Origin of the sequence: Gallibacterium faecale (assembly GCF_027920745.1) — a bacterium.
Classification (GTDB): Bacteria; Pseudomonadota; Gammaproteobacteria; order Enterobacterales; family Pasteurellaceae; genus Gallibacterium; species Gallibacterium faecale.
Genome location: NZ_JAQIBB010000081.1, coordinates 1 through 16516, shown reverse-complemented (window position 1 = coordinate 16516; position 16516 = coordinate 1). Strand labels below are relative to the sequence as shown.

The following is a 16516-nucleotide window of genomic DNA, read 5'->3' as shown; positions in this document are numbered from 1 at the left end:
CCTTTTGTTTATCTAGGTATTCCTAAAAAAATCCTTTCTATGCAGCCGCAAGATGCGGACGTAATCCTAAGGTATGGCAGATGGCATAAGTGAGTTCAGAACGATTTAAGGTATAGAAATGGAAATCTTTTACCCCTTCTTTAGAAAGGATTTTTACCATATCAATCGCAATGCTTGCACCGATCAAATTACGGGTTGTTTGGTCTTGTTCTAAACCATCATAAAGTTTATACATCCAACTTGGAATGCGAACATTAGTCACTTTTGCCATTTTTTGTAATTGAACAAAATTAGATACAGGTAAAATACCCGGTACAATTTCAACATCAATGCCTACGGTAACGCAGCGATCACGGAAACGTAGATAACTGTCAATATCAAAGAAAAATTGAGTAATTGCTCGATTCGCACCTGCTTCTACTTTTTGTTTAAGAAAAATTAAATCGGCTTGTGCAGATTTTGCTTCAGGATGAACTTCTGGATAGGCTGCAACAGAGATATCAAAATCAGCAACCCCTTTCAATAAAGTGACTAAGTCGCGAGCGTAAAATGGCTTTTTACTGTAACCAGGCGGTTCATCGCCACGTAAAGCAACAATACGTCGAATACCACTCTCCCAATACTCTTTAGCAATTTGCTTTAATTGTTCTGGTGAGGCATCAATCCCAGTAAGATGTGGTGCAGCTTCAATACCAGTTTGTTGTTTGATGGCTTTAACCACACCATGAGTACGCTCACGCTCACCAGAGTTTGCACCATAAGTTACAGAAACAAATTTAGGCTGTAATACTTTTAAGCGTTGGATTGAGTCCCAAAGCAGATTTTCCATTTTTTCATTTTTGGGTGGGAAAAACTCAAAAGAAACATTAATTTCTCCATTTAAATCTGCAATGCTTCTATTTAAAACATCAATTTCCTTGGCGTAACTCATATTATTCTCCTTATTTAGATGTTTAGCCGTCTAGACATTAAAATAGGGATATTTTAGAGTTGCGTCAATTTAATAATTTTCAGTTTTAAAATGAATTTAATTCATAATTAACTATTTATTAATCCGCTTATAAAGATAAGCATAGCCTTCTGCAACTAATTGCTGTAATGGAATAAAACGTAGAGCAGCACTATTAATGCAATAACGTAATCCTCCTTTATCCTGAGGACCATCTTCAAATACGTGACCTAAATGGGCATCAGCAACTCGAGAGCGGACTTCTGTGCGTATCATGCCATGGCTAGTATCGCGATGATAAACTACAACATCTGCAGCAATTGGTTTGGTAAAACTTGGCCAGCCACACTCAGAAGGAAATTTATCATTGGAAGCAAATAATTGTTCGCCGCTAATAATATCGACATATAGCCCAGGCTCGAAAAAATTCCAGTAGCGATTAGAGAAAGGGCGTTCTGTACCATTTTGTTGAGTAACATTAAACGCTTCAGCCGTTAATTTCTGCTGAATCTCAGCATCAGTTGGCTTAGTGTATTTATCAGCGTCAATAATGACTTCTTCGGCTTTACGTAAGTCAATATGACAATATCCATTAGGATTTTTTGCTAAATAATCTTGGTGGTATTCTTCGGCAGGGTAATAACTTTGTAATGGCTGAACTTCAACGACTAACGGTTGCTGCCATTTAGTTTGCTCTTGGGCCATGGCTGCATCAATAATCGGCTTTTGTTCAGGATGGGTATAGTAGATACCAGTACGATATTGAATACCTTGATCATGACCTTGTTTATTGAGGCTTGTTGGATCTATTACACGAAAATAATATTCCAGGATAGTTTTTAGTGAAAGCTGTTTGGCGTCATAAGTGACTTTAACTGTTTCAGCGTGTCCGCTGCCTTGACAAACTTGCTGATAACTTGGATTTTCACTGTCGCCATTAGCATAACCAGATTCTGCATCTAATACGCCATCAATTGCTGCGAAATAGGCTTCTAATCCCCAAAAACACCCACCGGCAAGGTAAATTTCCGCAGGTTGGATAGATTGTGAAGTTGAAGGGAAAGATATTTCTGTCATAACTGCCTCTCTCTTATCAAAAATCGTTTTATTTTCATCAGGAACGGAGAGGTTTTAGCACAGATTAGTCAGTTTGTGAATGTGAAAGAAAGGAGATTTGTGGCTATTGGTGAAGTTATCCTCAAATCTCCCGATATAGTTTAAAGATTAAATGGTTGCCCACAAATCATATTCATCAGCATTGTGAATAGTAGCCATCACAATATCGCCGATTTTAACATTTTGTTCGCTGAGATTATCAATATAAACAACCCCATCAATTTCTGGTGCGTCTGCCATTGAACGACCGATAATTCCTTCTTCGTCAATTTCATCAATCATCACAGGTAGAGTTTTACCGATTTTTTGTTGCAAACGTGCAGCAGAAATTTGTTGTTGTAGCTGCATAAAACGATGGAAGCGTTCTTCTTTAACCTCTTCTGGGACTTGATCTGCCATTTCTGTTGCAGGTGCACCTTCTACTGGACTAAATTTAAAACAGCCGACGCGGTCAAGTTGAGCTTCTTGAATAAAATCAAGTAGCATTTGGAAATCTTCTTCAGTTTCACCAGGGAAACCCACGATAAAGGTTGAACGTAGAGTTAATTCTGGGCAGATTTCACGCCATTGTTTAATTCTTTCTAAAGTACGATCGATAGCACCAGGACGTTTCATAGCTTTTAAGATTTTTGGACTAGCGTGTTGTAGCGGAATATCTAAATAAGGCAAGATTTTTCCTTGTGCCATTAATGGAATAAGTTTATCTACGTGTGGGTAAGGATAAACGTAGTGTAAACGTACCCAAACACCTAATGTACCTAACTGTTCACAGAGGGTAAGCAAATCATTTTTGATTGGCATACCGTTCCAAAACACCGTTTTTGACTTTTGTTCTTTTTGATTTTTATCTAAAGCATAAGCGGAAGTATCTTGAGAGACGATCAATAATTCTTTAACACCTGCATCAACTAAACGTTTAGCTTCATCTAAAATTGTATTAATTGGACGACTATCTAAATCACCACGCATTGATGGAATAATGCAGAAAGTACAACGATGATCACAGCCTTCAGAAATTTTGACATACGCATAATGTTTAGGTGTTAGCTTAATCCCTTGTTTTGGAACGACATTAATATAAGGATTATATTCTGGTTTAGGTGCATATTTATGAACGTGATTCATCACAGCTTCATAGCTATGTGGTCCAGTAATTTCTAATACTTTTGGATGAACTTCACGAATTTGATTCTCTTTTGCTCCTAAGCAGCCAGTTACGATCACTTTACCGTTTTCTTCTAACGCTTCGCCAATCGCTTCTAATGATTCTTGTACTGCGCTGTCAATAAAACCACAGGTATTGACAATAACAAGGTCTGCGTTTTCATAAGTAGGAACAATGTTATAACCTTCTGCACGTAATTCAGTCAAAATACGTTCAGAATCCACTAAATTTTTTGGACAACCAAGGCTTAAAAAGCCAATGTTTGGAGTTGTAGTATTCATAGGTTTTTATACGTAAATAAACAGATTAATCACTCAAAAAAGGCGTAGATTGTACAAAATTTGTAATCGGAAAGCTAATGTTTGTTAGGGGAGGATAGCAGCCTAATTACAATTAGACTGCTATTATTTTCTAGATTAATGGGGCATTATTGATAATTTAACTAGTCTAGCAATATTTTGTGCTGTAGAAACTAAATTATTATGCCCTTGTGCTAGAGTTTCATCTAACGTTGTTACATTACGAATAATTGGAAAGACAGCCTCAATTCCAGCATCATATACAACCTCATAATCTGATCGTAAACAACCAGCGATGGCAATAACAGGCTTATTAAATTTTTTTGCTACTTTAGCTACACCGATAGGGGTTTTGCCATGAATTGTTTGCCCATCAATACGTCCTTCCCCAGTAATAACAATATCTGATTGAGAGATATATTTATCTAGTTGTGTTGCTGAAATAATAATATCTATCCCAGAACGTAGAATACAGTTAGGCAAGAGTTGTAAACCAGCCCCCATACCTCCAGCTGCTCCTGCACCTGTAATGTTACTAATATTTCGTTGAAATATTTTTTCTACAATGTCTGAAAAGTGGGCTAATGCTTGATCGAGTTGCTTAATCATTTCGGGGGTAGCTCCTTTTTGTGGACCAAAAGTCGCAGAAGCTCCAATTTCACCACACAAAGGGTTATCTACATCACAAGCAACTTCAAATTTTACATTAGCTAAACGAGAATCTAATGTTTCTAATTCAATAGATTGTAGTTGTTGTAGGGCAGCACCACCAAAAGGTAAGTTTTCACCTTGTGCATCAGTGAACTTAGCTCCCAACGCTTGCAACATTCCAACACCTGCATCATTGGTAGCACTGCCACCAATGCCCAGAATAATTTTTGTAACACCTTGATCTAGTGCAGCTTTTATTAATTCTCCTGTACCATAACTGGTCGTTAGTAATGGATTACGTTTTGGTTCTGGAACAAGGTGTAAACCTGAGGCTGCTGCCATTTCAATAATTGCAGTTTTTTTATCTGCTGATAGTCCCCATTCTGCAATAGTGGCGTTTCCTAGAGGATTAGTAACTGTTGTCTGCATTAATTTACCTTGCCATACGTCAATTAATGATTGCACAGTACCTTCTCCGCCATCAGCCATTGGAATTTTATAATATTCAGCATTAGGAAAAATTTTCTTAAAGCCGATTTCAATTGCTTGTGCAACTTGTAAAGCTGTTAGACTTTCTTTAAAAGAATCTGGTGCGATAATAATCTTCATTTAAAATCCTTATTACAGCAAAATTAAGGAGAGTATATATACAGTTAAAATACCAACAATCCCCATTATAAAAGTTAATGTGGTTTGTGTGCGGTAACCTTGCTGAGGAGTAAGTTTAGTAAAGTTAGTTACTACCCAGAAATAACTGTCATTTGCATGAGAAACACACATTGCACCAGCAGAAATTGCCATAACTGTGAGTGCTGCTGCAATTTCAGAAGTTAATCCTAAAGCACTCATTAAAGAATCTCCAGCATTAAACATCCCCATAATAGAAGCAGTAGTGATAATAGCGACAGTAGAACTCCCTTGGGCTGTTTTTAGAATAGCAGAGATAATAAATGGGAAGAAAATTCCTGCGGCACTAATTACATGAGCATTTTGACGAATGTATTCAACAAAACCTGCTTCAGTAATCACTTTTCCTAAAACACCACCAGCAGCAGTAATAAAAAGGATTGGTCCCACAATTTTTAATGTTTCGTTAGTGAGATTATCAAAATCACTAATTTTTCCTGTACTAATTAGTAAAATTATAGAAAAGATAACACCAACCGCGAGGGCAATAATTGGATTACCTAGAAATCCGATGAATATTGCAAAATTACCTGTAAGACCTATGATTTTTACAATAGAGCCTAATGCCATGAGTAAAATAGGCATAAAGATAGGTGCTAAACTTAAAAATGCATTAGGTAAAGGACCATATTGTTGAATTAATTGATCATAATTTTTTATTAGTGTTTCATCACTAGTGTCATTTTCGATTTGAATATTTTTACTGATGTATTTAGCAAAGAAGTAACTAGCGATTAAGACAGGGATAGAAACAATAATACCCATACCGATTACGAGTAGTAAATTATTCCCTAAACCAACTGCACCAGCGGCGGCAATAGGACCTGGTGTTGGTGGAATAAATACATGAGATGCATATAGACCTGCACTGAGTGCAACTGCCATACCAACAGGATTAGCAGAAATTTTTTTATAAATAGCTTCCCGAATAGGATTCAGTACGACAAATCCACTATCGCAAAATACTGGAATACCTACAATCCATCCCATAATTAACATAGCAAGTTCAGGCTTTTTCTGACCAACAATTCTGACTACAATATCAGCTAATTTTAGCGCGGCACCTGTTTTTTCTAGGATAGTACCTATGATGGCACCAAATATAATTACGATACCAATACTCTTAAATGTACCACTAAAACCCTCACCAATAATTGTTGGAATTTTACTTAGATTAATTCCAGCAATTAGTGCTAATACAAATGATACGGCCATTAAAGCTAAGAAAGGATGGACTTTGAATTTAGCTATTAGCAAAATCATAATAATGATAGCTATGATAAAACAGATAATTAATGCTATACCACTCATAGAAAAACTCCTTATAGTTTTTGAGAAACTAGAGTGATATTACTCCTTATTATGAAAAGATCTTTGTGTATATGTACCAATAAAATACTCAATTACTCAGTTTTTATTGTAGATTTAGACAACGATTTATCTAAGATAGTACCTAAGTATAAAATAAAAAGATCATTTATGTTATTGAATTGTAAATGTGTTAACAGCTCAATTTTCTTTAAACGATAGCGTAGGGTGTTTATATGAATAAATAAGTTTTTACTTGTGCGAGTTAGATCACAATTTGATAAAAAATATTGCTGTAGTGTTTTACGTAACTGAGCATTCTGGTCTTGTTCATATAATCCTTGCATTGGTTTAAGAAGCTCTTCTGCTTGCCATGAATCTGCTAAATTATCTAATAAAACTGGTAATTGATGTTGTTCAAAAAAGTAGATTGAACGTTTTGGAAAAAAGTGCTGTCCATATTTTAAGGTACTTAAAGCTGTTTTATATGAGAGATGTAAACTAAATTTATTTTCTAGTTTTGCACCAACTGCAATTTTATAATCACGAAGAGAGGTATTTGGTGGTAATAATTGATTTAATTTTTTCTGATTAATCTCATGTTCGAGTAGTAGAATTGCCACTGTATTGAGGGATAAGATAGCAATATGATGACTAGAATCGGATTGATTTAGGTAAGTGACCAATTCTTGTAATTTTGCTGAATTAGATTGGCAAATTTTTATAACAGCTACGATATAAGGTAAGTCTAGATTGATATTAAAAAAAAAGGCTTGTTGTTTAAGCTCAGAGAAAGATCGGTTGTCATTTAATAGATTTAATACAAATTCTTCTTTATAGCGATGTTCCCAACGTTCTTGTTCTAATAGAATTGCTTGTTCAATAATTAGCTCAGCCGTCATTTTAACCAATTCAGCAAAAGGTTTAACTTCCGAAGGCATTCCTGAAATGCCTACAACGCCTAAGACTTTTCCCTGGTAAGTAATAGGTAAATTGATACCTTCTCTTGCTTCATAGTTCCACTGTTTTGCGAGTTCACTGGTAATTTCTACAATTCTATTTTCTCGAATAGAGAGTATTGCTCCAGTATGACGCTGGTTTAATCTTGAAGTATCACCTGAAGCAATGATGATGCCATCTTTATTCATTACGTTGATAGAGTAAGGAATAATTTTCATAGCTCTATTAACAATTTTTTGTGCAATGTCTTTATTGATATCCATACAAAGCTAACCAGAAAAGTTTGTGATCTACTTAGCATATTGTAATGAAATTGAAGAAAGGAGAAAAAACTTTATGCTATTTTGTGCAGGATATATTTGTGCTAGTTAGTGTTACTAGATATAGGTATAGCTAAAAAAGGGTGGTTGTAAAATAGACAATTTTAGGAAATTTTGGTATTTTGAAACAAATTTTATCTATCTTTATTTCAAAAAATCTAATAAAATTTCTAAAATTAGTTAATAAATTGTGAAGTCTGCACTTTGATTTCACAGGCCTAATTTAACAGATAATGTTTTATCAGTCGCTTAATACTTTCCTTGCTGTTGAAAGTATTACAGCATTTTGTCAACTTATAATACATAAAAAAGGAAGAACCCATGTCGGATATGGTAAAAAATGACGTGGATCCGATTGAAACCAACGATTGGTTGTTGGCAATCGATTCAGTGATTCGTGAAGAGGGTGTTGAACGAGCTCAATATATTATTGAACAACTTGTGCAACGTGCGAGAGCAAATAATGTTTCACTTCCTACTGGAATGACAACAGACTATATCAATACCATTCCTGTTAGTGAAGAGCCTAATTACCCAGGTAATTTAGACCTTGAACGTCGTATTCGTGGTGCAGTTCGTTGGAATGCAATTATGTCTGTATTACGTGCGTCTAAGAAAGATCTTGAATTAGGCGGACACATGGCGTCTTTCCAATCTTCAGCGACTTTATATGAAGTTTGTTTCAACCACTTCTTCAAAGCACGTAACGAAAAAAATGGTGGCGACCTCGTTTTCTTCCAAGGTCATATCGCACCAGGAATCTATGCACGTGCATTTGTTGAAGGTCGTTTAACCGAAGAACAAATGGATAATTTCCGTCAAGAAGTTCACGGTAAAGGTTTATCTTCTTATCCACACCCAAGATTATTACCAGAATTCTGGCAATTCCCAACAGTATCAATGGGCTTAGGACCATTGAACGCAATTTATCAAGCACGTTTCTTAAAATATTTAAATAACCGTGGCTTAAAAGATACTTCAGATCAAACTGTATATGCCTTCTTAGGTGATGGTGAGATGGATGAAGTTGAATCACGTGGTGCGTTAGCGTTTGCTGCGCGTGAAAAATTAGATAACTTAGTTTTCATTATTAACTGTAACTTACAACGTCTTGATGGCCCAGTAACAGGTAACGGTAAAATTATCCAAGAATTAGAAAGCAACTTTAACGGTGCTGGTTGGGAAGTTATTAAAGTTATTTGGGGACGTCGTTGGGATCGTTTACTACAAAAAGACACTTCAGGTAAATTACTACAATTAATGATGGAAGTGGTTGATGGTGACTACCAAACAATGAAGTCAAAAGATGGTGCGTATGTACGTGAACACTTCTTTGGTCGTTATCCAGAAACTGCGGATTTAGTGAAAGATATGACAGATGATGAAATCTGGGCATTAAACCGTGGTGGTCACGATCCAATCAAAATTTTTGCTGCACTTAACAAAGCAAAACAAGTTAAAGGTAAACCAGTTGTTTTACTTGTTAAAACTATCAAAGGCTATGGAATGGGTGATGCAGCAGAAGGTAAGAATATTGCTCACCAAGTTAAGAAAATGGATATGTCAGGCGTTAAACACGTACGTGACCGTTTCAATATTCCTGTTTCTGATGCAGATCTTGAAAAATTACCATATATCCAATTTGCAGAAGGTTCAGAAGAATATAAATATATCCATGAACGTCGCCAAGCATTACATGGTTATGTTCCAAGCCGTTTACCGCGCTTTACACAACAATTTGATGTGCCAGCAATTGAAGAGTTTTCTCAATTATTTGAAGCACAATCACGTCCAATTTCAACCACAATGGCGTTTGTACGTACATTAAATGTGTTGTTAAAAGATAAATCAATTGGAAAACATATTGTGCCAATTATCGCTGATGAAGCGCGTACTTTTGGTATGGAAGGTTTATTCCGTCAAATCGGTATCTATAACCCACATGGTCAAAACTATATGCCACAAGACCGTGAACAAGTGGCTTATTACCGTGAAGCTATTGATGGTCAAGTATTACAAGAAGGGATCAACGAACAAGGTGCAACAGCTTCTTGGATTGCAGCAGCAACTTCATATAGCACCAATGATTTACCAATGATTCCATTCTTTGTTTATTACTCAATGTTTGGTTTCCAACGTGTAGGTGACTTAATGTGGTTAGCAGGTGACCAACGTGCAAGAGGTTTCATGATTGGTGGTACTTCTGGTCGTACAACCTTAAATGGTGAAGGTTTACAACACGAAGATGGTCATAGCCATATCCAAGCATTAACGATTCCAAGCTGTGTATCTTACGATCCTGCATTTGCATTTGAAGTACCAGTGATCATTCAAGACGGTGTACGTCGTATGTATGGTCCGGATCAAGAAGATGTTTACTACTACATCACTACCTTGAATGAAACTTATGATCAACCAGCAATGCCGAAAGGTGCAGAAGAAGGTATCCGTAAAGGTATCTATAAATTTGAAACTGTTACTGGTCAAGGTAAAGGCAAAGTTCAATTACTTGGTTCAGGTGCAATTCTTCGTCATGTTCGTGAAGCTGCACAATTATTAGCGAATGACTTTGGCGTATCTTCAGATGTGTATAGCGTAACTTCTTTCACTGAACTTGCGAGAGAAGGTAACGAAATCGAACGTTACAACACATTACACCCAGAAGCAGAGGCGAAAGTTCCTTATATCACTAAAGTAATGAACGATGCGCCAGCGGTTGCAGCAACAGATTATATGCGTTTATTTGCTGATCAAGTGCGTGCGTATGTACCAGCAAGCAGCTACCTTGTATTAGGAACTGATGGTTTCGGTCGTTCTGATAGTCGTGAAAACTTACGTTCACACTTTGAAGTTGATGCGAAACACGTTGCAGTAGCAGCATTATCACAATTAGTGAAAGCAGGTACTTTAGATAAGAAAGTATTAGTCGAAGCGATTAGCAAATATGGTATTGATGCTGATAAAGCATACTCTTTACACGCATAATTAACTGTAACAATCACAAGGATATAAAACATGTCAAAACAAATTCTTATACCTGATATCGGCGGTGATGAAGTTACTGTAACAGAAGTTATGGTCAAAGTTGGTGACACTGTTGAAGTTGATCAAAGTGTGATCAATGTAGAAGGTGATAAAGCTTCAATGGAAGTCCCAGCGCCAGAAGCAGGTGTAATTAAAGAACTTTTAGTTAAAGTTGGTGATAAAGTTTCTACTGGTACACCGATGTTTATTTTAGAAGAAGCAGGTGCAGCAGCACCTGCCTCAGCTCCAGCTGCCGAAGCACCAGCAGCTGCACCAGCACCTCAAGCAGCAGCTTCTGTGGTTGATGTTAATGTACCTGATATTGGTGGCGATGAAGTGAATGTCACTGAAATTATGGTGAATGTTGGTGATACTGTGACTGCAGAGCAATCTTTAATCACAGTAGAAGGTGATAAAGCTTCAATGGAAGTACCAGCACCATTTGCCGGTGTCGTAAAAGAAATTCTCGTGAAATCAGGTGATAAAGTATCAACTGGTTCATTAATTATGCGTTTTGAAGTTGCCGGTGCCGCAGCGCCTGCGTCAGCACCAGCAGCAGAGAGTGTACCAGCTGCACAACCTGCAGCAGTATCTGGTGGTGTACAAGATGTTCATGTACCAGATATTGGTGGCGATGAAGTGAATGTGACTGAAATTATGGTAAGTGTTGGTGATAGCGTTAGCGAAGAACAATCACTTATCACAGTAGAAGGTGATAAAGCTTCAATGGAAGTCCCAGCACCATTCGCCGGTGTGGTAAAAGAAATTCTCGTGAAATCAGGTGATAAAGTATCAACTGGTTCATTAATTATGCGTTTTGAAGTTGCAGGGGCAGCTCCAGCAGCAGCGGCTGCGCCAGCACAAGCACAACCAGCAGCTCCAGCAGCATCTGCACCAGCAGCACCAGTTGCAGCAGCTTCAAGTGAAGATGTTACTAAGAGTGCAAGTTTCGCTCATGCAACACCAGTTGTTCGTCGCTTAGCACGCGAGTTTGGCGTTAATTTAGATAAAGTTAAAGGTACTGGTCGTAAAGGACGTATCTTAAAAGAAGACGTTCAAGCTTATGTGAAGAATGCAATTAAAATTGCTGAATCTGGTACAGCACCAGCTGCGGCAGCAGGTGGAAATGCAGGTGCGGGTCTTGGCTTATTACCATGGCCGAAAGTTGACTTCAGCAAGTTTGGTGAAACTGAAGAAGTTGAATTAGGTCGTATTAAGAAGATTTCAGGTGCAAACTTACACCGTAACTGGGTAATGATTCCACATGTTACCCAATGGGATAAAGCAGATATCACTGAACTCGAAAAATTCAGAAAAGAACAAAATGTTCTTGCTGAAAAACAAAAACTTGATGTTAAAATTACTCCGCTTGTCTTCATTATGAAAGCTGTTGCAAAAGCATTAGAAGCTTATCCAACATTTAACAGCTCAATTACTGAAGATGCTCAGCGTTTAATCTTGAAGAAATACATCAATATTGGTGTGGCAGTAGATACACCGAATGGTTTGGTGGTACCTGTATTCAGAGATGTGAATAAGAAAGGTGTTATCGAACTTTCTCGTGAACTTGCTGAAATATCGAAGAAAGCACGTGCTGGTAAATTAACTGCGTCAGATATGCAAGGTGGTTGTTTCACTATTTCAAGCTTAGGTGGTATCGGTGGTACTCACTTTACACCAATCGTAAATGCACCAGAAGTTGCAATTCTTGGGGTATCTAAGTCTGAAATGACACCAGTGTGGAATGGTAAAGAATTTACTCCACGTTTGATGTTGCCATTATCATTGTCTTATGATCACCGTGTGATCGATGGGGCTGATGGGGCTCGCTTTATTACCTATATCAGTGGTGTGTTGTCGGATTTACGCCGCTTAGTCATGTAGTAAAATGGAAGCAAAAGCCTGAGGATTCAGGCTTTTGTTACAAATTAATGGAAAACCGTATCTAACAATGCTCTGTTAGAATGGGAAAATGAGGCTTAACATGAATAAAGAAATTAAGACACAAGTGGTCGTATTAGGTGCTGGTCCTGCAGGATATTCTGCTGCGTTCCGTTGTGCGGATTTAGGTTTAGAAACAGTAATTATTGAACGTTTCTCAACATTAGGTGGGGTATGTTTAAACGTAGGTTGTATTCCATCTAAAGCATTATTACACGTTGCAAAAGTTATCGAAGAGGCAAAATCTTTAGCACAACACGGTATTGTTTTTGGTGAACCAAAAACTGACATTGAAAAAATTCGTGGTTGGAAAGAAAAAGTAATTAGCCAATTAACTGGTGGTCTTGCTGGTATGGCTAAAATGCGTAAAGTACAAGTCGTAAATGGTTACGGTAAATTTGCAAGCGCTAATAGTATTATTGTAGCGGGTGAAGATGGTGAAACCAAAATTACCTTTGATAACGCTATTATCGCTGCAGGTTCACGTCCAATTCAATTACCATTCATTCCACATGATGACCCACGTGTTTGGGATTCAACAGATGCACTAAAATTAAAAGAAGTGCCTGAAAAATTATTAATCATGGGTGGTGGTATTATCGGTCTTGAAATGGGAACTGTATATCATGCACTTGGATCACAAATTGATGTGGTTGAAATGTTTGATCAAGTTATCCCTGCGGCAGATAAAGATGTAGTTAAAATCTTTACTAAACGTATCGAGAAGAAATTTAATCTCTTACTAGAAACAAAAGTAACTGCAGTAGAAGCAAAAGAAGATGGTATTTATGTTTCTATGGAAGGTAAGGGTGCAAATGAAACTCGCCGTTATGATGCTGTATTAGTGGCAATCGGCCGTACTCCAAATGGTAAGTTAATTGATGCACATATTGCGGGTGTTGAAGTAGATGAACGTGGTTTCATTCGTACTGATAAACAAATGCGTACTAATGTACCTCATATCTTTGCAATTGGTGATATTGTTGGTCAACCAATGTTAGCTCACAAAGGTGTTCACGAAGGTCACGTTGCTGCTGAAGTAATTGCAGGACAAAAACACTATTTCGATCCGAAAGTGATCCCATCTATCGCCTATACAGAACCAGAAGTTGCATGGGTTGGTAAAACGGAAAAAGAATGTAAAGCTGAAGGCATTGCTTATGAAGTAGCAACTTTCCCATGGGCTGCTTCAGGTCGTGCGATTGCTTCTGACTGTTCAGATGGTATGACTAAACTTATCTTTGATAAGAATACTCATCGTGTAATTGGTGGTGCGATTGTTGGTACTAATGGTGGTGAATTATTAGGTGAAATCGGTTTAGCAATCGAAATGGGTTGTGATGCAGAAGATTTAGCATTAACTATCCATGCTCACCCAACCTTACATGAATCAGTAGGTCTTGCTGCTGAAGTGTTTGAAGGTACAGTAACAGACTTACCAAATGCAAAAGCGAAAAAGAAAAAATAATTTCCTAGCAAATTAATTTTTTCGTACTACAATCTAAGAATCTGCACTTTAGCGTTAGTTGGAGTGCAGATTTTTTACTTATTTATCTCGAAAATTGGTGAATACCCTTGAGATTAAAAAAAGCTCCCCCATATACCCCGAATTCCGTGCAATAGACAAGAGAACAACAATATGAATAAAGAATTATCAGATACAAAACAAATTCCTGTCTTACCATTGCGAGATGTCGTTGTATTTCCATATATTGTGATGCCACTTTATGTAGGACGTGCTAAATCAATTCGTAGCCTTGATGAGGCAATGGAAAGTGGTAAAGATGTTTTATTAGTTACCCAAAAAGAAGCTAATCTCGAAGAACCAAATGCAGAAGATATTTATCAAGTTGGTACTGTTGCAACCATTATTCAATTACTTAAGTTACCCGATGGTACAGTGAAAGTATTAGTTGAGGGTAGAAGCAGAGCCAGAGTTGTTCAATTCTATGATGAAGAGTATTTTTCTGCAGAGATAGAAGAAATTCCTGAAATTATTAATAATCAAACAGAATTAAGCGTTATTCAAAATACAGTTTTAACCGAGTTAGATAAATTTTCTACTCAACAACAAAATAAAATTAAGCCAGAAGTATTGGCAGCATTAAAAGAACTTGATGAGCCAGAAAAATTGGCTGATACCTTAGCGAGCAATATGCCGTTAAGTATTGAGAAAAAACAAAATTTATTAGAAGAAGCTGATATTTTAAAACGTTTTGAAGCATTGATCGGACTGATTCAAACTGAAATGGAAATTAGCAGTATTGATAAGAAAATCCGCGATCGTGTGAAAAAACAGATGGAAAAGAATCAGCGTGATTATTACCTCAACGAGCAAATTAAAGCTATTCAAAAAGAGCTTGGTGAAGCAGAGGGCACTGAAAATGAAATTCAACAATTAAAGAAAAAAATTGCTGATGCTCGTATGCCAAAAGCAGTTGAAGAAAAAGCAGAAGCAGAGTTACAAAAGTTAAAAATGATGTCGCCAATGTCTGCTGAAGCAACTGTGGTTCGTAGCTATATTGATTGGATGGTACAAGTGCCTTGGCATAAACGTACTAAGGTGAAAAAAGACTTAAAGAAAGCCGAAGAGGTTTTAAATAATGATCACTATGGCTTAGAACGGGTTAAAGAACGTATCTTAGAATATTTAGCGGTACAAACTCGTACAAACCAAATGCGCGGCCCAATCCTTTGCCTTGTTGGACCTCCTGGAGTAGGTAAAACCTCACTAGGACAATCTATTGCACAGGCAACTGGTCGTAAATATGTGCGTATGGCATTAGGTGGTGTGCGTGATGAAGCCGAAATTCGTGGGCACCGCCGTACCTATATTGGTGCTTTGCCAGGTAAATTAATCCAAAATATGGCAAAAGTAGGGGTAAGAAATCCACTGTTCTTATTGGATGAGATTGATAAATTAGGTGCGGATATGCGAGGTGATCCAGCGTCTGCATTATTAGAAGTATTAGATCCAGAACAAAATAATACGTTTAGTGATCATTATCTTGAGGTTGATTACGATCTTTCTGATGTGATGTTTGTGGCTACCTCAAACTCAATGAATATTCCAGGGCCATTACTTGACCGTATGGAAGTTATTCGTCTTTCTGGTTATACCGAAGATGAAAAATTGAATATTGCTGTACGCCATTTATTAAAGAAACAGATTGAACGTAATGGATTAAAAGAGAATGAATTGATTCTTAAAGAAGAAGCAATTTTAGATATTATCCGTTATTACACTCGTGAAGCAGGAGTACGTAGCTTAGAACGAGAAATTTCAAAAATCTGTCGTAAAGCAGTGAAGAATTTATTATTAGATAAATCATTAAAACAAGTTGTGGTGGATAGTAATAATCTTCACGACTACTTAGGTGTAAGACGCTTTGAATATGGTAAAGCAGATAGCCAAAACCGTATTGGTGAAGTTACAGGGCTTGCTTGGACCGAAGTAGGCGGTGATTTATTAACGATTGAATCCGCGTCAGTATCGGGTAAAGGTAAGCTAAACTATACTGGATCACTTGGCGATGTGATGAAAGAGTCAATTCAAGCGGCAATGACTGTGGTGCGCGCAAGAGCAGAACAGCTTGGAATTAATCCTGATTTTTATGAAAAGCGTGACATTCATATTCACGTTCCTGAAGGTGCAACACCAAAAGACGGTCCAAGTGCTGGGATTGCAATGTGTACTGCATTAGTATCTTGTTTGACAGGAAATCCTGTTAGAGCTGATGTAGCAATGACAGGAGAAATTACTCTGCGTGGTAAAGTGTTGCCAATTGGTGGGTTAAAAGAGAAATTACTTGCAGCACACCGTGGCGGAATTAAACGTGTGTTAATTCCAAAAGATAATGTGAAAGATCTTGAGGAAATTCCAGAAAATGCAAAAGCAGCATTAGAGATTTGCCCTGTGGAAACTATTGATGAAGTGTTAGCTTTAGCATTAGAGAAACCGCCAGTAGGGATTGAAGTGGTAAAAGATTTGGCTAAACCAAAAAAGCGTACCACTAAAAATCTCACTTCTACAAATTAAGTAAACCAGTCTTGTGTTTAATGAGAGGATTGTTAGAATAAAACATGAGAGTTTCCT

10 protein-coding genes are annotated in these 16516 nt (G+C 37.2%); 4 read left to right on the top strand and 6 right to left on the bottom strand.

Features of this window, described 5'->3' with window-relative positions:
• Positions 1 to 37: 37 nt before the first annotated feature.
• From metF to PF272_RS09355, 6 genes are all read right to left on the bottom strand, one after another.
• Positions 38 to 931 carry a methylenetetrahydrofolate reductase gene (gene metF, locus PF272_RS09380; protein ID WP_271142546.1) on the bottom strand — a complete coding sequence of 298 codons (894 nt, stop codon included), beginning with the start codon at positions 929 to 931 and terminating at the stop codon, positions 38 to 40.
• Positions 932 to 1042: 111 nt separating this feature from the next.
• The gene (gene msrAB, locus PF272_RS09375) at positions 1043 to 2026 is read right to left on the bottom strand and encodes a bifunctional peptide-methionine (S)-S-oxide reductase MsrA/peptide-methionine (R)-S-oxide reductase MsrB (RefSeq protein WP_271142545.1); all 984 of its coding nucleotides are present in this window, start codon (positions 2024 to 2026) and stop codon (positions 1043 to 1045) included.
• A 147-nt stretch (positions 2027 to 2173) separates the two neighbouring features.
• Positions 2174 to 3511: a 30S ribosomal protein S12 methylthiotransferase RimO gene (rimO, locus tag PF272_RS09370; RefSeq protein ID WP_065234752.1), complete on the bottom strand. Its 1338-nt coding sequence runs from the start codon at positions 3509 to 3511 to the stop codon at positions 2174 to 2176.
• A 135-nt stretch (positions 3512 to 3646) separates the two neighbouring features.
• Positions 3647 to 4789, bottom strand: coding sequence for a glycerate kinase (locus tag PF272_RS09365; protein ID WP_271142544.1), 1143 nt, complete (start codon positions 4787 to 4789; stop codon positions 3647 to 3649).
• Positions 4790 to 4801: 12 nt separating this feature from the next.
• Positions 4802 to 6178 carry a GntP family permease gene (locus PF272_RS09360; protein WP_271142543.1) on the bottom strand — a complete coding sequence of 459 codons (1377 nt, stop codon included), beginning with the start codon at positions 6176 to 6178 and terminating at the stop codon, positions 4802 to 4804.
• 92 nt (positions 6179 to 6270) lie between these two features.
• The gene (locus PF272_RS09355) at positions 6271 to 7398 is read right to left on the bottom strand and encodes a sugar diacid recognition domain-containing protein (protein WP_271142542.1); all 1128 of its coding nucleotides are present in this window, start codon (positions 7396 to 7398) and stop codon (positions 6271 to 6273) included.
• Positions 7399 to 7776: 378 nt separating this feature from the next.
• Between PF272_RS09355 and aceE the strand changes: the two genes are divergently transcribed.
• From aceE to lon, 4 genes are all read left to right on the top strand, one after another.
• Positions 7777 to 10440, top strand: coding sequence for a pyruvate dehydrogenase (acetyl-transferring), homodimeric type (gene aceE / locus PF272_RS09350; protein WP_271142541.1), 2664 nt, complete (start codon positions 7777 to 7779; stop codon positions 10438 to 10440).
• A 30-nt stretch (positions 10441 to 10470) separates the two neighbouring features.
• Positions 10471 to 12363, top strand: coding sequence for a pyruvate dehydrogenase complex dihydrolipoyllysine-residue acetyltransferase (gene aceF / locus PF272_RS09345; protein WP_271142540.1), 1893 nt, complete (start codon positions 10471 to 10473; stop codon positions 12361 to 12363).
• Positions 12364 to 12463: 100 nt separating this feature from the next.
• Positions 12464 to 13888, top strand: a complete 1425-nt coding sequence (gene lpdA / locus PF272_RS09340; RefSeq protein WP_065235047.1) for a dihydrolipoyl dehydrogenase — start codon at positions 12464 to 12466, stop codon at positions 13886 to 13888.
• Between the two features lie 171 nt (positions 13889 to 14059).
• Positions 14060 to 16459: an endopeptidase La gene (gene lon / locus PF272_RS09335; protein WP_271142539.1), complete on the top strand. Its 2400-nt coding sequence runs from the start codon at positions 14060 to 14062 to the stop codon at positions 16457 to 16459.
• Positions 16460 to 16516: the final 57 nt, after the last annotated feature.

Bases quoted from the DNA above. Each gene is read 5' to 3' on its own strand.
- metF (WP_271142546.1), bottom strand. From the start codon at position 931: ATGAGTTACGCCAAGGAAATTGATGTTTTAAATAGAAGCATTGCAGAT.
- msrAB (WP_271142545.1), bottom strand. From the start codon at position 2,026: ATGACAGAAATATCTTTCCCTTCAACTTCACAATCTATCCAACCTGCG.
- rimO (WP_065234752.1), bottom strand. From the start codon at position 3,511: ATGAATACTACAACTCCAAACATTGGCTTTTTAAGCCTTGGTTGTCCA.
- PF272_RS09365 (WP_271142544.1), bottom strand. From the start codon at position 4,789: ATGAAGATTATTATCGCACCAGATTCTTTTAAAGAAAGTCTAACAGCT.
- PF272_RS09360 (WP_271142543.1), bottom strand. From the start codon at position 6,178: ATGAGTGGTATAGCATTAATTATCTGTTTTATCATAGCTATCATTATT.
- PF272_RS09355 (WP_271142542.1), bottom strand. From the start codon at position 7,398: ATGGATATCAATAAAGACATTGCACAAAAAATTGTTAATAGAGCTATG.
- aceE (WP_271142541.1), top strand. From the start codon at position 7,777: ATGTCGGATATGGTAAAAAATGACGTGGATCCGATTGAAACCAACGAT.
- aceF (WP_271142540.1), top strand. From the start codon at position 10,471: ATGTCAAAACAAATTCTTATACCTGATATCGGCGGTGATGAAGTTACT.
- lpdA (WP_065235047.1), top strand. From the start codon at position 12,464: ATGAATAAAGAAATTAAGACACAAGTGGTCGTATTAGGTGCTGGTCCT.
- lon (WP_271142539.1), top strand. From the start codon at position 14,060: ATGAATAAAGAATTATCAGATACAAAACAAATTCCTGTCTTACCATTG.